At 57.5% G+C, this 20,393-nt stretch carries 24 protein-coding genes and 2 tRNA genes; 9 read left to right on the top strand and 17 right to left on the bottom strand.

Annotation, left to right across the window (positions count from 1 at the left end; all coding sequences use genetic code 11):
• The first annotated feature begins 145 nt into the window (after positions 1-145).
• The gene (locus KO498_RS07850) at positions 146-292 is read left to right on the top strand and encodes a hypothetical protein (RefSeq protein ID WP_215959316.1); all 147 of its coding nucleotides are present in this window, start codon (positions 146-148) and stop codon (positions 290-292) included.
• On the opposite strand, the gene KO498_RS07845 is transcribed toward KO498_RS07850, so the two are convergent.
• The 7 genes from KO498_RS07845 to KO498_RS07815 are packed head-to-tail and all read right to left on the bottom strand — an operon-like array spanning position 289 to position 6,616.
• Positions 289-1,224 (bottom strand): AEC family transporter, encoded by a 936-nt coding sequence (locus KO498_RS07845; protein WP_215959315.1) that lies wholly within the window; start codon positions 1,222-1,224, stop codon positions 289-291. The genes KO498_RS07850 and KO498_RS07845 overlap by 4 nt on opposite strands.
• A 2-nt stretch (positions 1,225-1,226) precedes the next feature.
• The gene (locus KO498_RS07840; protein ID WP_215959314.1) at positions 1,227-2,039 is read right to left on the bottom strand and encodes an MBL fold metallo-hydrolase; all 813 of its coding nucleotides are present in this window, start codon (positions 2,037-2,039) and stop codon (positions 1,227-1,229) included.
• Positions 2,036-2,827: a TatD family hydrolase gene (locus tag KO498_RS07835; RefSeq protein ID WP_215959313.1), complete on the bottom strand. Its 792-nt coding sequence runs from the start codon at positions 2,825-2,827 to the stop codon at positions 2,036-2,038. Before KO498_RS07835 ends, KO498_RS07840 begins: the two co-directional genes overlap by 4 nt.
• Positions 2,824-3,960: a DNA polymerase III subunit delta' gene (locus tag KO498_RS07830; RefSeq protein WP_215959312.1), complete on the bottom strand. Its 1,137-nt coding sequence runs from the start codon at positions 3,958-3,960 to the stop codon at positions 2,824-2,826. The genes KO498_RS07835 and KO498_RS07830 overlap by 4 nt, the downstream gene beginning before the upstream one ends.
• Positions 3,960-4,586, bottom strand: a complete 627-nt coding sequence (tmk, locus tag KO498_RS07825) for a dTMP kinase (RefSeq protein WP_215959311.1) — start codon at positions 4,584-4,586, stop codon at positions 3,960-3,962. Before tmk ends, KO498_RS07830 begins: the two co-directional genes overlap by 1 nt.
• The gene (locus KO498_RS07820) at positions 4,583-5,740 is read right to left on the bottom strand and encodes a D-alanyl-D-alanine carboxypeptidase family protein (RefSeq protein ID WP_436835924.1); all 1,158 of its coding nucleotides are present in this window, start codon (positions 5,738-5,740) and stop codon (positions 4,583-4,585) included. The genes tmk and KO498_RS07820 overlap by 4 nt, the downstream gene beginning before the upstream one ends.
• A gap of 12 nt (positions 5,741-5,752) precedes the next feature.
• Complete coding sequence (locus KO498_RS07815) at positions 5,753-6,616, bottom strand: SPOR domain-containing protein (RefSeq protein WP_215959309.1); 864 nt, start codon at positions 6,614-6,616, stop codon at positions 5,753-5,755.
• A 262-nt stretch (positions 6,617-6,878) separates the two neighbouring features.
• On the opposite strand from KO498_RS07815, the gene KO498_RS07810 reads away from it, so the two are divergent.
• Positions 6,879-6,968, top strand: a tRNA-Ser gene (locus KO498_RS07810).
• A 221-nt stretch (positions 6,969-7,189) separates the two neighbouring features.
• Here the strand turns inward: KO498_RS07810 and KO498_RS07805 are convergent.
• Both KO498_RS07805 and KO498_RS07800 read right to left on the bottom strand, forming a co-directional pair.
• On the bottom strand, positions 7,190-7,354 hold the full coding sequence (locus KO498_RS07805; protein ID WP_215959308.1) for a hypothetical protein: 165 nt from the start codon (positions 7,352-7,354) through the stop codon (positions 7,190-7,192).
• Positions 7,355-7,387: 33 nt separating this feature from the next.
• Positions 7,388-8,296, bottom strand: a complete 909-nt coding sequence (locus KO498_RS07800; protein WP_215959307.1) for a sugar kinase — start codon at positions 8,294-8,296, stop codon at positions 7,388-7,390.
• A 424-nt stretch (positions 8,297-8,720) separates the two neighbouring features.
• Here KO498_RS07800 and cysG point away from each other — a divergent pair, with 424 nt between their 5' ends.
• From cysG to KO498_RS07770, 6 genes are read left to right on the top strand one after another with little or no spacing between them, the layout of a single operon-like run.
• The gene (cysG, locus tag KO498_RS07795; RefSeq protein ID WP_215959306.1) at positions 8,721-10,106 is read left to right on the top strand and encodes a siroheme synthase CysG; all 1,386 of its coding nucleotides are present in this window, start codon (positions 8,721-8,723) and stop codon (positions 10,104-10,106) included.
• A complete protein-coding gene (locus KO498_RS07790; protein WP_215959305.1) occupies positions 10,103-10,402 on the top strand; it encodes a DUF2849 domain-containing protein in 300 nt (99 codons plus the stop codon). The genes cysG and KO498_RS07790 overlap by 4 nt, the downstream gene beginning before the upstream one ends.
• Entirely contained in the window at positions 10,389-12,056 is a 1,668-nt protein-coding gene (locus KO498_RS07785) for a nitrite/sulfite reductase (protein ID WP_215959304.1), read from the top strand. The genes KO498_RS07790 and KO498_RS07785 overlap by 14 nt, the downstream gene beginning before the upstream one ends.
• On the top strand, positions 12,043-12,765 hold the full coding sequence (locus KO498_RS07780) for a phosphoadenylyl-sulfate reductase (protein WP_215959303.1): 723 nt from the start codon (positions 12,043-12,045) through the stop codon (positions 12,763-12,765). Before KO498_RS07785 ends, KO498_RS07780 begins: the two co-directional genes overlap by 14 nt.
• Positions 12,762-13,175, top strand: coding sequence for a DUF934 domain-containing protein (locus tag KO498_RS07775; protein WP_215959302.1), 414 nt, complete (start codon positions 12,762-12,764; stop codon positions 13,173-13,175). Before KO498_RS07780 ends, KO498_RS07775 begins: the two co-directional genes overlap by 4 nt.
• An 11-nt stretch (positions 13,176-13,186) precedes the next feature.
• Positions 13,187-14,029: a ferredoxin--NADP reductase gene (locus KO498_RS07770; RefSeq protein ID WP_215959301.1), complete on the top strand. Its 843-nt coding sequence runs from the start codon at positions 13,187-13,189 to the stop codon at positions 14,027-14,029.
• A gap of 106 nt (positions 14,030-14,135) precedes the next feature.
• Here the strand turns inward: KO498_RS07770 and aroQ are convergent, their stop codons facing one another.
• The 6 genes from aroQ to KO498_RS07740 all read right to left on the bottom strand — a co-directional run bounded on the left by aroQ (position 14,136) and on the right by KO498_RS07740 (position 18,691).
• Positions 14,136-14,567, bottom strand: coding sequence for a type II 3-dehydroquinate dehydratase (gene aroQ / locus KO498_RS07765; protein ID WP_215959300.1), 432 nt, complete (start codon positions 14,565-14,567; stop codon positions 14,136-14,138).
• The gene (locus KO498_RS07760) at positions 14,564-15,373 is read right to left on the bottom strand and encodes a crotonase/enoyl-CoA hydratase family protein (protein WP_215959299.1); all 810 of its coding nucleotides are present in this window, start codon (positions 15,371-15,373) and stop codon (positions 14,564-14,566) included. The genes aroQ and KO498_RS07760 overlap by 4 nt, the downstream gene beginning before the upstream one ends.
• Before the next feature lie 125 nt (positions 15,374-15,498).
• Complete coding sequence (gene lysM / locus KO498_RS07755; protein WP_215959298.1) at positions 15,499-15,915, bottom strand: peptidoglycan-binding protein LysM; 417 nt, start codon at positions 15,913-15,915, stop codon at positions 15,499-15,501.
• 72 nt (positions 15,916-15,987) lie between these two features.
• The gene (locus KO498_RS07750) at positions 15,988-17,793 is read right to left on the bottom strand and encodes an ABC transporter transmembrane domain-containing protein (protein ID WP_215959297.1); all 1,806 of its coding nucleotides are present in this window, start codon (positions 17,791-17,793) and stop codon (positions 15,988-15,990) included.
• Positions 17,794-17,881: 88 nt separating this feature from the next.
• A tRNA-Gly gene (locus tag KO498_RS07745) sits at positions 17,882-17,955 on the bottom strand.
• A gap of 49 nt (positions 17,956-18,004) precedes the next feature.
• Entirely contained in the window at positions 18,005-18,691 is a 687-nt protein-coding gene (locus tag KO498_RS07740; RefSeq protein WP_215959296.1) for an SOS response-associated peptidase, read from the bottom strand.
• Positions 18,692-18,776: 85 nt separating this feature from the next.
• On the opposite strand from KO498_RS07740, the gene maiA reads away from it, so the two are divergent.
• Complete coding sequence (gene maiA, locus KO498_RS07735; RefSeq protein ID WP_215959295.1) at positions 18,777-19,418, top strand: maleylacetoacetate isomerase; 642 nt, start codon at positions 18,777-18,779, stop codon at positions 19,416-19,418.
• Here maiA and KO498_RS07730 read toward each other — a convergent pair.
• Positions 19,415-19,870 carry a low molecular weight phosphatase family protein gene (locus KO498_RS07730; protein ID WP_215959294.1) on the bottom strand — a complete coding sequence of 152 codons (456 nt, stop codon included), beginning with the start codon at positions 19,868-19,870 and terminating at the stop codon, positions 19,415-19,417. The genes maiA and KO498_RS07730 overlap by 4 nt on opposite strands.
• Positions 19,871-19,872: 2 nt before the next feature.
• On the bottom strand, positions 19,873-20,352 hold the full coding sequence (locus KO498_RS07725) for a UPF0262 family protein (RefSeq protein ID WP_215959293.1): 480 nt from the start codon (positions 20,350-20,352) through the stop codon (positions 19,873-19,875).
• Between the last annotated feature and the right edge of the window lie 41 nt (positions 20,353-20,393).

The raw sequence follows: 20,393 nt of genomic DNA, 5'->3' as shown, positions 1-20,393 counted from the left end.
TTGGGGCAGTGTTGTTTCTAAAATACTCAAAAATTGTCGCCAATACGCCCAATGTGCGCCTCATTTCACCGCTTTATTCGGACTTGAGCAACAATCAAGTCAAACCAACAAGCCGGTAAACGGCAGGTATATGAGGATAGGTTTCATGCAGGACCAACACAAACGCAAGCGCTGGCTCGACAATATGATCGAAGCTGCGAAACACGAAACAACAGCAATGCCTTGGGCCCGAGGCGCACGGCGCGCGGCGTTTATTGCCAAACGCAAAGAGACGCTTGGCGTAGCGGCTTAAGGCATCACGCCGAGCCAGAGCCAAACACTGAAAACCGAGAGCGTCGTTGCAACCAATACAGAGGCTGCAGCGACCCTTTCTGCTTTTCCATAGATGCTGGCAAAAATGTAGACATTGACGCCTGGGGCCATCGCAGCGGTGAGCACAGCAGAGCGGAAGGCCGGTGTTTCAAGCTCCATCAGACGCCCCATGTTCCAGACAATTGTCGGATGCAGCACCAAGGACACCGCGCAGATGAAAGCGATGACCTTGCTGTCACCTCTTATCTTGTAGCGCACCAGCACGCCGCCAAGACCAAACAGCGCCATAGGCAACGCCGTTTGCACGATAAGCGCGATTGCGTCGAGCAGCACTTGTGGTGGATGAATCCCCGTCAGGTTCACCGTGAAGCCAAGTAGCATACCGAGCACCAGCGCATTGCGGAACATTGCTTTGACCACGGTAGCAGGTGTTTTGACCAATGACGCGCCGCTGGCGTGAGCACGGGCAATTTCCATTGCGGTGATACCGACCCCGTAGCAAAACGAAGCGTGCACAGCGACGATTGCGTAGTTGGCTTGCAACGCGTCGCTGCCATAGGCCTGCTCGGTGAGCGCGAGGCCAAGCATGATCGAGTTTGCGAACAGGCAGCAAAAACCGATGGCGACGCTGTCTTCCCAGTCGCGCTTGAACAGGTAGTGCGCGGTCAGCAGCCCGATGGTGAAGCAGCTGATAGACCCTGTATAATAGCTGAGCAACAAAGACGGATCAAAGCTGGCGCTCAGGTCAAGGCCGGAGATCGCGGTGAACAACAGCGCTGGAATGGCGAAGTTCTGAGTATATTTCATCAACCCGTCGACGACGTCGTTGGAAAACAACTTTGCCCAGACAGTGACGTAACCCGCCCCGACAACAAGAAAAACCGGCAGGACGACGTCAAGCAAGGCTTGCATGGTTAATCCTTGAGCTTGATCACCATACCGTCATAGGCGGGGGTGATGTGATCGGGGGTTTCGGCCTCGAGCGTGTCATAGTCGAGGTCGATGTGCATGTTGGTTAGGACAGCGCGTTTGGGCGCGGCATCAGCTATCCACTCAAGCGACTGCGCAAGGTGGCTGTGTGTCGGATGCGGCGCACGGCGCAGCGCATCAAGCACCCACACGTCGAGGCCTTGCACAGCCAGCCATGCTTCTTCTGACATTTGCGCGACATCCGGCAGGTAAGCCAACCCGCCGATGCGAAAACCGAGCGCTTCGATAGCCCCGTGGTTGACTTCAAAGGGCGTAAACACGATCTCACCGCCGGCACCTGTTATGCCGAAGGCGTCGTCAATTGTGTTCATCTCACAAATCGGTGGATAGGAGCTGCCTTTAGGCTGGGTGAAAGCATATCCAAACCGCGCATAAAGATCACGTTGGGTGTAGCTGTCGGCCCAGACTTGTAGCCTTGTGCGCATGTTGAACACCACCATCCGCAAGTCATCGAGCCCGTGCACATGATCAGCGTGCGAGTGCGTGTAGACCACTGCGTCCAGCGCCCCCACACCTGCCACAAGCAGTTGATTGCGCATGTCGGGGCTGGTGTCGATCAAGACCCGCGTGGTGCCTTGGTCGGTGACGCGCTCAACCAGCATCGAGCACCGCTGGCGTCGGTTTTTGGGATTGTCGGGATCGCAATCACCCCATTCCCCTCCCGCCTTTCCGGCGAGGCGCGGAACACCGCCCGAAGAGCCACATCCGAGGATGGTATATCGCAGTTCGGCACTCATGCGAACTTGGCCTTGGTGAACAGCCGCTCAAAGTTGGCCTCGGTTTGGACGGCGAAATCGTCGTAAGAAAGGCCGAACACCTCGGCACCGACTTTTGCAGTGTTGACGACATATGACGGCTCGTTGCGCTTGCCTCTGAAGGGCGGCGGGGCAAGGTAGGGCGCGTCTGTTTCAACCAACACACGCTCGACGGGGGCGCTGGCGAAAATGTCACGGATATCTTGTGATCGAGGAAAGGCACTGATGCCCGACATTGACAGATAGAAGCCCAGATCAAGCGCGGCTTTTGCCAGCTCGGAAGAGGACGAAAAGCAGTGCATGACGCAGCTAAAAGCTGCATTGGCGTGCTCTTCGGCGAGGATGCGCGCCATGTCATCATCGGCGGCGCGCGCGTGGATGATGAGCGGCAGGCCGGTGGCAGCCGCAGCGGCGCAATGAATGCGCAAGCTGTCTTTTTGCACTTGGGCGCTTTCGGCGGTGTAGTGATAATCAAGCCCTGTCTCGCCGATGCCGACAAATTTCGGGTGTTCAGCAAGCTTCACCAACTCGTCAAACGTGGCCATAGGCTCGTCGGCAGCGCTCATCGGGTGAGTTCCCGCGGCGAAGAAAACCGGCGCGTGCGCCTCGGCGATGGCTTGCACTTGCGGCAACAACCTGAGTCGCGTGCAGATGGTGACCATGCGGTGAACGCCAGCTTCTACGGCGCGGCTGACAACTTGCGGCAGTTCTTCAGCGAAATCGGGGAAATCGAGGTGACAATGGCTGTCGGTTATCTTTGGAATGCTCATCTTGCGCTCTGCTCGGCAACTGATCGTTGAATACGCATAAACGTATCAAGGATGAGCGCGGCAGGGTCAAGGTTCACCGCGCGGCCATGACGAGCGCGAGTAAGCAACGCGTCAGAAAGCTTGGCCCAACGCCGGGCGGCATGGGCGTCGGGGCTGAGGCGGGTGAGCAGCTCGGCCTCGCCAGGGTGCGCTGGCGACATGCTGTTTGCTCCTGCAGCCCCCGCACGCGCAAGGCGGAACATCAGCGTTTCGAGCAGGTTGAGCAGCAGATCAAGCTTTTCTTCGGCGCCGCGTGCCGCAAAGCTGTCGGCAAGCCTGACAACACGTGAACGCTCAAGCTGCGGCAGGGTTTGAAAGACGCCAATGAGCTCGCTGTAAAGCGCAAGCCCGTCAAGCTGCAAGAGACGCGCCGCCGCGCCGACCGAGCCACCCGAGAGCGTGCCAAGCGCCTCGGCGGCACCGTCACTTTGCCCAGCGTCAAAGCCTGCACCTTCCAGCGCGAAAGCCATGTTCTCAGCTGAAAGTGTGGCAAGGCGCAACTCGCGGCAACGCGAGCGGATGGTTGGCAAAAGGCCAGCGGGCTGATGGGCGATAATCAAAAATGTTGTCAACGCGGGCGGTTCTTCGAGCATTTTCAAGAGCGCGTTAGCAGCCTGCACATTTAGCTCGTCGGCGGCGTCAATGATCACCACGCGGCGGCCACCCTCAGCAGCGGACATCGACAAAAAGCGGCCCAGCTCCCGCACGTCATCAACCACAATGCCATCACGCATGCGCTTGGTGTCGGGGTTCACTGTGCGTGTGATACGAAACAGCCGCGACTCCGAGCCAGCCACCATGCGTTGCAGCACGGGGTGTGCGGCATCGACATCAAGCGTGGTTGGTTTTTCAGGTTCTCCAAACAGCCCGCCCTCGGCCTCTTGCGTGAGCAAAAACCGCGCCAAGCGCCACGCCAGCGTGGCTTTGCCAACGCCTTTTGGCCCAGTGAGTAGCCAGCCGTGATGCAGCCGCCCGGCGTTGTAAGCGTCGAGAAATTTTTGCTCGGCGTCGATCTGCCCATAAAGCTGAACCGCGTCGCGCGGATGCGGTGCACCTTCCAGGCGATCAGGTTCAAAGACGGGTGCGTCAGCCATCAGAGCACTGCTTTTAAGGCTTTGAGCGTGTCGCTGGCAACGGTGTCGATGTTCTGACTGGCGTCAATCACAGCGAAACGCTCAGGTTCCGCTTTGGCCAGCTCAAGAAACCCCGCGCGCATTTTGACCTGCAGCTCAAGGCCGAAATCTTCAAACCGCTCTTCTGATGTTTGGCGGGCCTTGGCGCGGGACAGGCCTGTGCTCGGGTCCATATCAAACAGCAACGTAAGGTCAGCTTCGCAGCCAATCATCAGCGCATGCAGCTGGTCAACCGTGCTGCGCAGATCGCCACGCGAGATCCCCTGATAAACGCGCGTTGAGTCAACAAAGCGGTCACAGAGCACAACTTTGCCTGCAGCGAGGGCTGGCTCGATAGTGCGCTCGAGATGATCGCGCCGCGCCGCTGTGAACAACAGAATTTCGGTTTCGGCAGACCAGCGGTCAGGCTCGCCTTCAAGCACCAGAGTGCGGATCTCTTCGGCCCCTTTCGAGCCGCCAGGCTCGCGCGTGAGCAGCACTTCATAGCCCTCGGCCTCTAGCGCGTCTTTAAGCAAGCGCGACTGGGTTGATTTGCCTGATCCGTCGACGCCTTCAAGTGTGATGAAGCGTGCGGGCCTGACACTCAAAGCGCGCCCTCGGCATTTGCCGCAATCTTGCTCAACACCTTTTGGGAAGCCGTCTTGAGGCGCACCATAACACCGCCGCCATCAACCGCATGCGCAGCCACGAGCGGCACTTCGGTTTCTGACAGGCCCTCTGGCTTGATCAACAGTGTGCCGACTTTTTGTCCGGCAGTGATCGGCGCTTTGAGCGGGCCGTCATAGACTACTTCGGCCGCGATTTTGCCTTTCGAGGCAATGGGCACAAGCGCGAGCAAGTCGGCATCAGCCGTCAGGTCGACAGTGTCCTGTGCACCCATCCAGACATCTGCTTTGGCAATAATGTCGCCTTTTTCCAAGAGCTTGGCTTGGCTGAACTGGCGGAAGGCCCAGTTCGTTATCGCTTCCGCTTCAGTGGCGCGCGCGCTTTCGCTTTCCAGACCGGAGATCACGAAGATGATACGGCGGTTGCCCTGTTTGACGGAACCGACAAGCCCATACCCGGCTTCCTGAGTATGGCCTGTTTTGAGACCGTCAGCGCCGATACCGAGGCCCAACAGAGGATTGCGGTTAAAGCGGTTTTGCGATTCTTTCTCGTCAAAGAGAAACTCGCTTTCAGCAAACATTGTATAGTGTTCGGGGAAATCTTCGATGATGCGTGTCGCCAGAATTGCCAGATCGCGCATTGACATGCGCTGTCCGGGATCGGGCCAGCCGTTCGAGTTCGCGAAGGACGAGTTTGTCATACCCAAAGCCTTGGCGCGCTCTGTCATTTTGCGTGCAAAGCCTTTTTCAGTTCCGTCAGGGCTTAGAGTTTCGGCAATCACGGCGCAGGCATCATTGCCCGAAAGCACGATGATACCGCGCAGCAAGTCATCGACCCGAACGCGCTCGCCCTCTTCCAGAAACAACGTTGATCCTTTGTAGCTGTGCGCATGACGCGACACACGCAGACGCTCGTCAGGCTTGAGTTGCCCGTCGCGCAGCGCCTCAAAAGCCATGTATAGCGTCATCAGTTTGCTCATCGAAGCCGGTGGCAAGGCCACGTCAGCATCCTTTGACAACAAAACAGTGCCAGTCGTGTAGTCAAGCACGTAGGCCGACTTTGCACGGGTTTCAAAGGCCGCAGCAGGCAGGGCCAGCACCAATACAGCAAAGGCGAGTGAGAGCAGACGAGGCATCATAAAGCTCCGTTAGTTTGTGACAGCGTAGGCGTCAGTAAACCCTGAAGCCTTCACGCGTTTGATCAGCTGGTTAAGCTCGGATTTGTTCTGAGCTGGCCCGACGATAACCCGCCAGAAAGTTTTGCCATTGAGGCTTTGCTTTTTGACAGTCGGAATCATCCCCGCTGTGCGCATTGCCGTCGCTGTATTGTTGGCATTTTTCTCGACACTAAAGATACCGAGTTGCACGTAAGGCTTTGACAATGAGGACTTCTTGGGCGTTGCCGGTTTCGGAGTTACGGCCGGTGTTGCGGCTGCCGGCGTATCTGCGGCTTCGATTGCGGCAGCGGCGCTTTTGATCGGGTCAAGCGAGGTTTCCTCAACAAACTCGGGCTCGGAAAGCCCCTGACCTTCACCCTCAACCGCGACTTGCTCTTTGCGAAGGGCGGTAACGTTCAGCTCCATAGGCTGGCCTGCAAGCATGCCCAGGGCCTCGGCTGCGTCTGATGATATCTGCAAGCGCGGGCCTGGGTTTTCACGCTCACGGCGAAACAGCGCTCCGACGACAAATTTGTTGTTGGCTGCGTTGCGAAGGATCACCCGCTCGGGCTCTTTCACGTCAGGGTGTGCAGCCCAAACGCCACCGAGTGAGGGGCGACCATCCCACAAACCGGCTTCAGACACCTGAAACACTTCCGGTGCTTCGACATCACGCTCGACGGTTTTTCCGCTAGCCGCAACCGCTGGTGCATCGCTCGCTCCGTCAGCAGTCTTTGGGTTGAACAGTGAAAACTCGCCACTCTCTTCACAGGCAGTCAATGCCAGTGTAAGGCCAAAAACAAGGCCAATGCGGCCAAGCGTGAAAGGTGTTCTCGTCAGTGATCGCGTTTGCATTTTACTATCTGCCCATGTTCACAGAGCCCAGTCTCGTAGAACTCTGTTATGCTTCAATCCCTGCGCTTTACGTAACGCATTTTCGGGGAGTCTAGCCATTTGCTGCGCACATTAAAAGTCTGGGGTTAAAAATCGGCAATAAATCGTCGGCCAGGCGAGCTGTGCTCAACATGCCGCCCTTTCGGCTGCCTGCAAAATTATCGCGTTATTGCGCATTTTTATGGTTTCCCCCGTCGCAAACACGCGCTATGAGGGCCGCGTCGGAGGAGTGGCAGAGTGGTTGAATGCACCGGTCTTGAAAACCGACGAGGGTTAACGCCCTCCGTGGGTTCGAATCCCACCTCCTCCGCCATCTAGCAATTTCGTTAAATTTGAATGGGTCGCCTTGGGCGGCCTTTTTCTTTGGGGGGGGCGTTATTGCTCGTGGTTTGCGGCTTCTATATGCTGCGACACGCTATTGAGCGATTTGCTCGACCGGATGTATGGCAATCAGGCTGGCGATCTCCTGACCATCGGCAAAGGTGAGCGGCGCCAAAACCGCCTTGGCTTGTTGTGGTAAGGCCGCGAGAAAGATCAGCTCACATCCACCGTCGATAACCTCTTGGCTTTTTCACAAACGCGGACTTTGTCGAACACTTCGGGCAGAGGCCAGAACCCCACTGACAGGAAGCTCTGCACGCATGATGCCGGTGATGACTGCTCCGGGATGTCACCTGTGCCGATGAAGCCAGTTTTCATGTGATCCTCCTGTGAATGGGATCAAAACTCTAGCTAAACTACCAGCTCCGCCAGAGGGATGATCGCGCCTTTGTGGCCAATCACTTGCCCTGCACAACCTTGAGCGGTGCGGATCGCTTCATCAACTGGCAAGCCGCGCATGAGCGACGCCACATAGGCGCCGTTGAAAGAGTCACCCGCCGCCGTAGTGTCGATCACGTTTTGAACGGGCGCGACCGAAAACCTGGTAAGGCTCCCATCTGCAAGGTGAACCGTGTCGGCGGGCCCGTTTTTGACAACAACATGCCGCGCGCCGAGGCTCTCGTAACGTCGGGCGCTTATTTCCGGTGTGGCGTCGCCGAAGGCCGATGTTTCGTCATCAAAGCTTGGTAGCACGAGATCGCTTATAGCAGCGGCTTTTGAGATCATATCGAGCATACGGGTTTTGTCGCTCCACAGGTGCGGGCGAATGTTGGGATCAAACGCCAGAACCGCGCCTTGCTTTTTGTGCTGCACCAGCCCTGTAAGCAGTTCTCCAAGGTCGTCCGGAGGCAAGATCGCCAGCGTGATGCCAGAAAAATAGACCACATCCGCCGCGGCGACTTTTTGCCAGAGTTGGCCGGGTTGGCGCACCATCATCCGCGCCGCAGAGGTGTCGCGCCAATAGGTAAAGCTGCGCTCTGCGCCGTTCAGATGGATCGCATAGAGTCCGGGGCGACGGTCGGCGATACGGGGGGTATCGTCACAATTGATGCCACCTGATTTGGCAAACGCAAGCAACTGGTCTGACAGAGGGTCTTCTCCGAGTGCCGTGTGAAAGCCTATCTCTGCATCAGGTTCAGAGTAGGCGCGCGCATACCAGAGCGCGTTGAACACATCACCCGAAAACCGTTGCTGCCAAAGATCTGGGCCAGCGCCCGACAGTTCGATCATGCATTCGCCAATGCCAAGGATTGAGGTCATCGCGTTGGTGTCCTTTGTGTTGCTGTTGCTGCAAACGCGGCCAATGCGTCACGAAGCTCGGCCAGCCCCTTTGAGGCGGCCAATGTAGGAAGAGCCCGGATTGCTGGCAACACCCTGCGTGAAAACGGGATTCTCACGCGCGCCACATCAAGCCTAAAGCAAATCTGAACAGGTTGGCTCGACGACTCACCTCTCGCAGAAGCCCGCATATCCGGAACAAAAGGCGCGCAAGGCAAAATCCGGCCAAACAAAGTTCCTTTGATGGCTACAGACCAGACGAAACGTTTGCGCAGCTCCGCGAAATCAGAGCAATTTCCCAATTTATCCCTAGTTTAAGGCCATTCATACCTACCTGACCTGCGTCTATGGTGCTTTTGGGGGAAAATATCCCATATTGGGGCTGTCAGTCATCGCAGGTAACACCATGAAGCATTTCCCGATCTTTGTTGACCTAAACAATCAGCCAGTCGTCGTTACGGGCGGCGGAGAAGCAGCGCTTGCCAAATTGCGCCTGTTGCTCAAAACCAATGCTGATCTTGAGGTTTATACGGCCAACCCCGAGCCTGCGGTCGAGCGGCTTGCTTTGAATGGCCAGATCAAACTGCACCGTCGGACGTTACAGCCAGCCGATATTGCCAATGCCACTTTGCTTTATGCCGCCGATGCAGACGCCAGCGAAGCGCTGCGCGTTGCGGGCCTCGCCAAAGCGGCCGGGGTGATGTTCAACGTGGTCGACAATCTGGAAGCCAGCGCCTTCATCACGCCGGCCATCGTTGATCGTGACCCCGTGACAGTTGCCATTGGCACAGAAGGTGCCGCTCCGGTGCTTGCCCGCGCGATCAAGGCCAAGCTCGAGGAAGAGTTGCCCGAGCGGCTTGGTTTTCTAGCCCGTATCGGCAAGTTGTTTCGCCCGCAGGTAGCCGCCCTGCCCGAAGGCCGTGCACAACGTGCATTCTGGTCTGACTATTATTTCAAGTCGGGCCCGCGCCTCGCGTCGCAGCCAGAAACGGAAGTGCAGGCTGCCCTCGCTAGCCTTCTTAAAGCCCACTCTGCCCAAACCCCTCTTGAAGGCCACGTTGCCTTTGTCGGTGCAGGGCCGGGCGACCCCGAGCTGCTGACGCTCAAAGCCCGCAAAGCTTTGCACGAGGCCGATGTGGTGATCTATGACAGGCTGGTCTCTGCGCCAGTGCTTGAGCTGTGCCGCCGCGAGGCTGTTATGGTCTCGGTAGGCAAAGAGGGCTTTGGCCCCTCAACGCCGCAAGACGAGATAAACGCAAGCATAGTTGAACACGCTCAAAACGGTGCACAAGTTGTGCGCCTCAAAGGCGGTGATCCAACGATCTTTGGCCGCCTTGATGAAGAGATCGAAGCGCTTGAACCTTATGGCATCAGCTATTCAATTTTGCCGGGCGTCACCGCCGCTTCAGCCAGCGTTGCCGCTATCGGCCAGAGCCTGACCAAGCGTGGCCGCAACAACGCCGTGCGCTTTCTTACCGCCCACGCCATGCAGGGCTTCGCCGAACAGGACTGGGCCGCATTGGCGCGTCAAGGAGAAGTCAGTGCCGTTTACATGGGCAAAAAAGCCGCGCGATTTGTGCAGGGGCGCTTGCTCATGCATGGAGCGGCCCCGGCAACTCCAGTGACCATCATCGAAAACGCTTCACGCCCTGATCAGCGCATAATGAGCACAACTCTAGCCCACCTGAGCGCTGACATTGACGCAGCCGCGCCCCAAGGTGCCGCGCTTATCTTGCTCGGCCTCGCCCCACGTGAAGCCGCTGTTAACACCCTCAAGGAGGCCGTGATATGAGCCACCAAGTGATCACCGCCAACGCCCTGCTTGAAGGCGACGTTGTTTACCTCTCAAAAACCAATCATTGGGTGCGCAGGCTCGAAGACGCAGAGGTCTTCGCTGATGCCGAACTGGCCAAACTCGCTCTGGAACTGGCCGAGGTCCGTGATAGCGAAGTTGTTGGCGTCTATCTGATGAACGTATCGGTGGAAACAGGCACACCCGCCCCAACCCACTTTCGCGAGGCGTTTCGCCAAACCGGCCCATCAAACCGCTTTCACGGTAAACAGGAGCAAACTCATGTATCAGTATAATGATTTTGACACCGCCTTTCTGGCTGACCGCAACGCGCAGTTCCGCGCTCAAGTCGCCCGCCGCGTTGCCGGGGAACTCACCGAAGACGAGTTCAAGCCACTACGGCTGATGAACGGCGTTTACCTGCAATTGCACGCCTATATGCTGCGCGTGGCGATCCCTTATGGCACGCTCAACTCTGCGCAAATGCGCGCCTTGGCCTTGCTTTCCGAAAAGTGGGACAAGGGCTATGGCCACTTCACCACCCGTCAGAACATTCAGTATAACTGGCCCAAACTGGCGGATATCCCTGACATGCTAGACGCGCTCGGCGAGGTTGGTTTGCATGCGATACAAACCTCCGGCAACACGATCCGCAATGTCACCGCCGACCACTTCGCCGGTGCCGCAGCCGACGAGTTGGCCGATCCGCGCCCCGTAGCCGAGCTGATCCGCCAGTGGAGCACCGATCATCCCGAGTTCCAGTTTATGCCGCGCAAGTTCAAAATCGCGATCACCGGAAGCGAGAACGACCGTGCCGTAACCCGCGCTCATGATATCGGGCTGCGCATGGTATCGCGTGACGGCGAACATGGTTTTGAAGTCATCGTTGGTGGCGGCCTCGGGCGCACACCGATGATCGGCAAGGTGATCTCCGAGTTCTTGCCCAAGGCTGATTTGCTGCCCTATCTGGAAGCGATTGTCTCGGTTTGGAACCAGATCGGACGTCGCGACAACAAGTATAAGGCGCGTATCAAGATTACAGTGCACGAGCACGGCATCGACGAAATCCGCCGCCTCGTTGACGCGCGGTTTGCACAGATCAAGCCTAAGTTCACTGGCATTGATCAGACGTTGCTAACAGATATTGAAGCACAGTTTGCCGCGCCCGCCTTTAAGACAACGGGCCTTTCTGGATATGAAACCGAGCGCGCCAACAACCCCGCTTTCCGCTCATGGAGCGACACAAACCTCGCGGCGCACAAAGCCGAGGGCTACGCCATTGTCAGCATTTCGCTCAAGGCCCACGGTGCGACTCCGGGTGACGCGACCGCCACGCAAATGCGCCTGATGGCCGATCTTGCCGAACGCTATGGCCACGACGAGTTACGCATTTCACACGAGCAAAACGTGATCCTGCCGCATGTTCACAAATCAGACCTTCCGGCGCTTTACACCGCTCTGCGTGACGCTGGCCTTGGCACCGCGAATATCGGGCTGGCCTCTGACATCATCGCCTGCCCTGGCATGGATTATTGCGCGCTGGCAACCGCGCGCTCTATCCCGATTGCCCAGCAGATCGCCGAGCGCGTTGACGATCTTAAAATCGAGCACGACTTAGGTGAACTCAAGATCAAAATCTCGGGCTGCATCAACGCCTGCGGGCATCACCATGTCGGGCATATCGGCATCCTCGGTCTCGACCGCGCAGGTGTTGAAAACTACCAGATCACCCTCGGGGGCGACCATACCGAGACCGCCATGCTCGGCGCTCGCACAGGCCGCGGCTTTGCTTATGGAGAGATCGTTCCCGCGGTTGAGCGCCTGATGTTTGCCTATCTTGAACTGCGGCTTAATGATTCCGAGAGCTTCCTCGAAACCTATCGCCGCGTGGGCCTCTCTCCCTTCAAAGCCGCCCTTTATCAAGAGGTTTCAGCCCATGCTGCAGAGTAACCTCTTAGAAACAACCCGCCTGCACAACGCCCGGTTTGCAGCCTCACAAGCGCATGACCTGCTCAAGGCTGCGCTCCATGACAAGCAATTTGGTGAGGTCGCATTGGTATCAAGTTTTGGAACAGAGGCCGCTGTTCTGTTGCACATGATCTCGCAGATCGCCCCCGCTACACCCGTGCTTTTCTTGGACACCGAGTTGATGTTTGCCGAGACATTGGCCTACCAGCGTTCGCTAAGTGCCGCCTTGGGCCTTACGGGTGTGCGCCTAATACGTGCAAACGCAGGCGAACTTACCAAGCAAGACCCCGACAACACACTACACCAACGCGACACCGATGCATGCTGTGCCCTACGCAAAACCGCGCCGCTGCAAGCTGCACTGGAGGGCTTTAACAGTTGGATCAGCGGGCGCAAACGTTTTCAGGGTGGCAAGCGTGAACACTTACAACTTATCGAAGCCGAGCAAGGCACCGGACGCATAAAACTCAACCCGCTCGCCAACTGGAGCAGTGACGACACCCGCGCCTATATTGCCAAGCATGATCTTCCCAAGCACCCGCTTCTGGCGCAAGGCTATGGCTCGGTTGGCTGCGCGCCTTGCACCGTCCCTGCTGAAGGCCGTGAAGGCCGTTGGAAGGGTCAGGAAAAGTCAGAATGCGGCATACATTTTGAAAACGGAAAAATGGTTAAAACAGGAGCAACAGCATGATTACCCTTGTTCGTGACGACGGGTTTCACCGCGAAGACTGGCCGCATGGCTTCACGGAAAATCGCCGCGAGATAAGCGGCGAAAATGGCTCTGGGCTTGATCTTGATGCCAGCGCTGATCCGGCCGAGCTGCAAGGCCGTTTGCTCAATGTCGGAATGATCCGTGTGCGCTTTGACAGCTTTGCCGACGGGCGGGTGTTCACCATCGCGCGGCAGTTGCGGCTGATGGGTTACACAGGGCGTTTGCGCGTGGCAGGCCCCCTACTCGCCGACCAATATGCAATGGCTCGGCGTGTAGGCTTTGACGAAGCCGAAATCAGTGCCGAGCACGCCGAACGGCAGCCCGAAGCCAGCTGGATATTTCGTGCTGATTGGCAAAACAACAACTACCAAGCCCGCCTGCGCGGCTGAAAGTAATCAAGATGAATGTTCAAGCAACTCCGGCGGTGAAAGCCCAGCCCAAAACCCAGCCCAACACCCAAACGATCACCGGTGTCACCCACTACACCGACCGCCTGTTTTCGTTCCGCTGCACGCGGCCGGCGAGCCTTCGGTTTCGCTCCGGCGAGTTTGTGATGATCGGCCTCATGGGCGATCCCGACCCTGTCACCGGCAGGCAAAAACCGCTCTTGCGCGCCTATTCTATCGCCAGCCCGAGCTGGGATGAGGAGCTTGAATTCTACTCGATCAAAGTGCCGGACGGGCCGCTGACATCGAAGCTTCAGCACATCAAAGAAGGGGACGAGATCATCCTGCGGCCCAAGCCTGTTGGCACGCTGGTGCATGACGCCTTGTTGCCCGGAAAGCGCCTCTGGTTTTTTGCCACAGGCACCGGTTTTGCGCCCTTCGCCAGCCTGCTGCGTGAGCCGCAAACCTTTGAAGATTATGACGAAATCATCATCACACACACCTGCCGCACGGTGGGCGAACTCACCTATGGACGCGATCTGATCGAAGGCCTCAAGAGCAACGAATTGCTCAATGAAGTCATTGGCGAGGGCTTCTGGAAGAAGATCAAATACTACCCGACGACGACCCGCGAAGAGAGCCCGAAGATGGGCCGTATCACCGACCTCATGCGCAGCGGCGAGGCCTTTGCCGACCTCGGCGTCGAGCCGCTCTGCGCGCAAAACGACCGTGCCATGATCTGCGGCAACCTCGCGTTCAACCTTGAACTCAAAGACATGCTGGAAGACTTCGGCCTCGTCGAGGGCGCCAACTCCGACCCGCAAACATACGTGGTTGAAAAGGCATTCTTGGACTGACGCCTTACTCTGGTGCGCCCGCGCCCATCGACGGCGGCCAATTGCGCTTCCGGCGCAAGCTCGAGGCGATGATCGCGGAGGAAGCTTTGGTTGATGATCGGATGCTTTAGGCGAGCTTTTTGACAGCCCAAGCCAGCCCGTCAACATAGCCCTGCACACCGCGACCGACGATCACCTCGTCGGCGCGCAGGCTGACGTAGGAGTGGTGGCGGAACTTCTCGCGTTTGTGGACGTCAGAGATATGCACCTCGACAACCGGCCCCTCAAAGGCGCTCAACGCATCAAGAATAGCAACCGACGTATGCGTGTAAGCAGCGGGGTTGATCACAATCGCATCTGCCGTCTCGCGAGCCTCTTGAATCCAGTCAACAAGCACGCCCTCGTGGTTTGACTGGCGAAACTCTATGCTCACATCTGCAGGCGCAGCCTTGCGGCACATCACTTCTACATCGGCCAACGTGTCGCTGCCGTATATCTCGGGCTCACGCTTGCCGAGCAAGTTGAGGTTGGGGCCATTGAGGATAAAAACTGTGCTCACGGCGCGTTCTTGCGCACCCGTGCTGCGCTTTTGTCAGCAAATGCGGCAAGGCGGGAGCGCGCATCCGGCTGCGTGTTCACAACACCAGCCACGACCGATTCAGCATAGGCTGCATCCATCGCTGACATGTTCTGCATGTGGCTCACCGCAGAGCAAATGGCGAAATTGGATAGCGGCAGGTTTTCGGCGGCACGCCGTGCAAGCTCAAGCGCTTTGTCATAGACCGAGCCTTCGACAACATACTGAGCAAGGCCGACATCAGCCGCCTCTTGGCCTTGATAAACACGGCCCATCAGCATCATGTCGATCATCCGCGATTTGCCCACAAGATCAGACACGCGGATCGTCGCGCCGCCGCCGGTAAACAAGCCGCGTTGGCCCTCGGGCAGGGCAAAATAGGTGCTGTCGTTCATCACCCGCACATGCGCCGAGCTGGCAAGCTCAAGTCCGCCGCCAACAACCGCGCCTTGCAACGCCGCAATGATCGGAACACCGCCATATTCCATTTTGTTAAAGGCCTCGTGCCAGCGCAGGCAGAGGTGCATAAACTCGGCAGGCGAGCGGTCTTCATCGTGGTGCTCAACAAGATCAAGTCCTGCGCAGAAGTGATCGCCCGCCCCCGCCAAGACAACTGCCCGCACACCGGCGCGCGGCGCTTTGGAAAAGAACTCGACCAACTCCTCGACGGTGTCCGCATTCAAAGCATTGCGCTTGGTCGGGCGGTTAAGGGTAACAACCCAAACGCCATCATCATGCGCCTCGAGTGCTAGGTTTCTATACTGCGAAATGTCGATCTGAACGTTCATGGCTTTGCCCTCAAAACTCTGGTTACAACAGGCGTAACGAAGCACTTGCGCCTTCGCAAGAGGGGAACGACAAACAAAAAGGCCCCCGCAAATCTGCGAGGGCCTCTCTAACACAAAAGCTAATTTTAAGCTGCTGAATCCTGTGGGATGCGTAGCACTTGGCCCGGGTAGATCTTGTCCGGGTCGCTCAACATTGGTTTGTTGGCTTCAAAGATCTCCATGTAACGCGAGCCTTTGCCCAGCGCTTTTTCGGAAACTGCCCAGAGCGTGTCGCCCTTTTCAACGGTGTGGAAGGCCGCGTCGCCTGCGTCGTCTTCAACTTCGGCAACGCCTTCAACGTTACCAACCGCGAGGATAACTTTTTCGCGCATTTCGTCAGAAACGGCGGCGCCCGTTACTTTAACTTTGTCGCCTTCGATGCTGATATCGAGGCCCTCGGCGTCAAGCCCGAGATCGGCAACTTCTTTTTGCAAGTCTGCGGCTGTCGGCTCTTCGCTCTTAAGGCGCTTACCCGACCGTTTGAAAAAACTAAAAAGACCCATGATCATTCTCCCTGTCTGTGTCTGTTTCTGCGCGCAGTCTCCCCTAAGTAGCACTACAGAACAAGGGGGAAATCAGGGAGTTTCTCCCCCCACGACACCCCCGTCTGTAAACTGAAGGCGCGCCAGTTCGGCGTAAAGCCCGTTCGCAGCAACAAGCTCGTCATGGGTGCCCTGCGCGGCAATCTTACCACCGTCCAACACAACGATGCGGTCAGCTTTTTTCACTGTCGCCAAACGGTGCGCAACGATCAGCGTGGTGCGGTCTTGTGACAGGGTTTCGACAGCTTGCTGAACCGCCCGTTCACTGGCCGCATCAAGCGCCGAAGTCGCTTCGTCCAGCAGCAGCAAAGGTGCATCCCGCAAGATCGCGCGAGCGATGGCAACCCGCTGTTTTTGCCCGCCCGAGAGCATCACTCCACGCTCGCCAAGAGTTGCGTTATAGCCCTCTGGCAAAGCACTGATAAACTCATGCGCAGCCGCGGCCTTAGCGGCGTTCATTACCTCCTCGTCAGAGGCCTCGGGACGGCCAAAACGGATGTTGTCCATCGCAGTTCCGGAGAAGATGACCGGATCTTGAGGCACCACAGATATCTGTTGGCGAAAGTCCTGCCGCTGCATGTCGCGCAGATCAATCCCGTCAAGGGTAACGCGGCCCTTGTTCGGGTCATAAAAGCGTTGGATGAGCTGCATAACTGTGGTCTTGCCCGCGCCCGAGGGGCCGACAAGAGCGATGGTTTCACCGGGCTTGATGCTCAGGTTCACTGCTTCAAGCGTTTGCCTTTCAGGCCGCGACGGGTAAGAGAACCCGACATTGTCAAAGCTTATAGCTCCAGTGAGTTTGGCAGGGCATTTCACTGGCTCGACAGGGTCATTCACCGTGTCTTGCGCGTTCAGAAGCTCGACCAATCGTTCGGTCGCGCCCGCAGCGCGTTGCAGCTCGCCCCAAACTTCCGAGAGCGCGGCGACCGCGCCTGCAACCATGATCGCGTAGATCACGAATTGCACCAAGGCACCCGAGCTCATTGTGCCGGTGCGCACGTCATGCGCGCCAATCCACAGCACGCCGACAACACCCGCGAAGATCAGGAACATCACGGTGACTGTCATGATCGCGCGCACGGTAATGCGGCGGCGCGCGACGTCATAGGAGGCCTCGGTAACGTCACTAAAGCGACCACGCGTCACCGCTTCTTGCGCGAAGGACTGCACCGTTTGCACAGCGCTCAGCGCCTCGGAGGCCTGCCCCGAACTGGCTGCTATCCAGTCCTGGTTTTCACGGCTGAGCCCACGCAGTTTGCGCCCTAATGTGAGAATCGGAATCACCACCAGCGGCACGATCAACAGCACCAGCCCTGTAAGCTTGGCCGAAGTGAACAGCATCAAGATCATCCCGCCGATAAAGATCAGCACATTGCGCAGCGCAACCGACACAGATGAGCCGATAACCGACTGGATAAGCGTCGTGTCTGTGGTGATACGGCTGAGAATCTCGCCCGTCATCAGGCTTTCGTAGAAGGCGGGGCTAAGGCCGATCACCCGATCAAACACCGCCTTGCGAATATCAGCCACGACCCGTTCGCCAAGCCGTGTGACCAAGGCATAGCGTAGCCCCGTGCCCAGCGCGAGCAAGGCTGCAACGCCGATCGCTGCGAGAAAGTAGAGATCAAGAATCTCCTGAGATTCGGCGTTAAAGTTATCAACCACACGCCGCACCGCCAAAGGCAATGTCAAAGACAGGCAGGCCGTCATAAGAAGCGCAAAACCGGACAGGATCAGCAGCGTTTTATACGGCGCCAGAAAGGGCACCAGCTCGCGCAACGCGCCAACTTGCTTTGACGCTTCGCGCTCTTGGGATTCGCTTGATACCTTGTCTGCCATCGTCAACCTGCCTCAATGTTATCAGCTTTCTGGCCATTCGCGGTAGAGGCGTCAAGCATCCTATTGTCGCGCAGGAATGTGAAGGGAGTGGAGCGGGCGGCGGGAATCGAACCCGCGTCATTAGCTTGGAAGGCTAAGGTCTTACCACTACACAACGCCCGCGCAGTGCACACTACCTATTTCATCGGTTTTTGGGGGTCAAGGCCACTCTTCAACTTGTCTCAAATGGCTCGATAAGCTGCGCACCTGACGCGCGGTTTGAGTTCACTTCAGCCCGCACACGGTGGACATTCAGCGCTTCGTCTGGCGCAGGTTGCATGAGTATGGCCGCGCCTTTGCCCTCTTCGCCAAGCCACTTGCCCCAGTCGCGCGGCGCAAGGATCACTGGCATGCGGTGATGCACATCAGCCGTCGCCGCGTTCGCCGCACAAGTCACCACGGCGCAGGTGTCTTGCGCGTCATCGCCCTCTCCGCTGCTCCATGTTTGCCAGATGCCAGCCATCACCACAGATTCGCGATCTGCACGGGTGAAATACCAAGGCAGGCGCTTGCCTTCGGCGTCTTTCGTCCACTCGTAGTAGCCACTTGCCGGTATAAGGCACCGGTGCGAACGGACAGCGGCACGAAAGGCGGGCTTCTCGGCAATCGTTTCCGCACGGGCGTTGATCAGTAATGGCCCATCGTTGGGTGTTTTATACCAATGCGGAATAAACCCCCAACGCATCGCCACAAGCGCGCGGCTTGCGCCGCCGGTGTCACCACTGGCACGCACCACATGAATATCGTTGGTCGGACAAATGTTAAAGTTCGGCACCGACGGCAAGCTGTTAGAAGGCAAAGCTGCAAACAGCCGCGCCATAGAATCGCTGGGAAGGGTGTTGGCAATTCGTCCGCACATATGCCGATTAGACCCGACTGTTAGCTGATTGCCAACACCAGCAACTGCGCCTATTCTTCACCCGTTAACAAAGAGGCGCTCTCAAATGGAATTTTATGGTTACTTTCGCAGCTCAAGCTCATACCGCTGCCGCATCGCGTTCAACTTGAAGGGCGTAGAGTATACCTTCAAACAAGTGCATCTCAAGCAAGGCGAACAGCACTCCGAGGCCTTTAAGGCGCTCAATCCGCAAGGGCTTTTGCCGGCATTGGTCACGGATGATGGTGATGTTTTGATCCAGTCACTCGCAATCCTTGAATGGCTGGATGAAACCCAAACAGGTATGCCGCTTCTCTCGTCAGATCCGCTCACACGCGCGCAGGAGCGCGGCTTTGCTCAGGTCATCGCCTGCGAGATTCACCCGCTGCAAAACCTGCGTGTGCTGAAGTATCTGACAGGCGAACTCGGGCTATCGGAAGGCCAGAAAGACGCATGGCTACACCGCTGGCTTCGCACGGGCCTTGAGGCCTGTGAAGGCCTGCTGCAAGCACGCTCTGCGACAAAGTTCTGCTATGGTGACACGCCGAGTCTTGCCGACATCTGCCTCGTGCCGCAAGTCTTCTCTGCGACGCGCTTTAATGTTGATATCAGTGATCTACCGCGCGTATCAGAAGTGTATGAAGCCTGCCAAAAGCATCCAGCCTTCGCCAAAGCCGCGCCGCAAAACCAGCCTGACTTTGAAGCCTAAGAAGCCCCGTCGCCCCAATGTGCCTTGATCTGTGCAACAATCTGGTCACGCGCCTTGCGGTAGGCTTCAAGCTTGGCATCACGGGTTTCGCCCTGTGCAGTCGGATCCACAATCGGCCAGTATTCCAACTCGCAATGGAAGCCCTGCGTAAGTTCTGCCGCAAGATCACGGCTACGCTCAGAGAGGGCGACGATCACATCAAACGAAGACAGCACTTCGCCCATGCGCTCCATATCGTCAAAGCTGCGCGAGCGGTGGCGAGCGAGTTCCACACCAAGCTCAGCACAAACGGCAATGCTAAAGCCGTCGATCTCGAGATCATTGCGCACACCGGCTGACTGAACGTAAGTGCCGGTGCCATAAAACTGCTTCATGATGCCCTCGGCCATAGGCGAGCGTACAGCATTATGATCACAGCAAAACAGCACCGATTGTGGGAGTCTATGCGGCAAGCTCAGCTCCCGAAGTGCAGCACGCAGACCAGCGTGAACAGACGGCGTGAGGTGTCATTGTCGATCTCGGCTTTGCCTTCAAGCCGCTCGGTAAGTATGCGCGCCCCTTCGTTGTGAATGCCGCGCCGCGCCATGTCGATGGTCTCGATCTGGCTTGGCGGCATGTTCTTCACCGCGTCAAAGTAGCTTTCGCATATCTGCCAATAGTCTTTCACAACCTGCCGGAATGGCGAGAGCGAAAGATGAAACTCTGCCGCCTTTTCCTGCGCTTCGGTCAGAATATCGAACACCAGCCGCTTCTCACGGATCGACAGCCCGACACGGTAAGGCCCATCAGGCGCAGCCCGCTCGTCGCGCTTCGGAAGCGTAAAACTGTTGTCCTCCAACAGATCATAGATCGCAACCTTACGCTCTTGCTCGATCTCCGGCGTCGGCGGCGGCAGGTTGCTGTCATCCAGCTCGATATGACTAATACGGGACATGTTTTAACACCTTCACTTGCACAAAAGGTCCCTCCCTTTGG

The organism is Lentibacter algarum (assembly GCF_018860975.1).
In the GTDB taxonomy this organism is placed as follows: Bacteria; Pseudomonadota; Alphaproteobacteria; order Rhodobacterales; family Rhodobacteraceae; genus Lentibacter; species Lentibacter algarum_A.
This window is presented reverse-complemented; position numbering and strand designations above follow the sequence as displayed.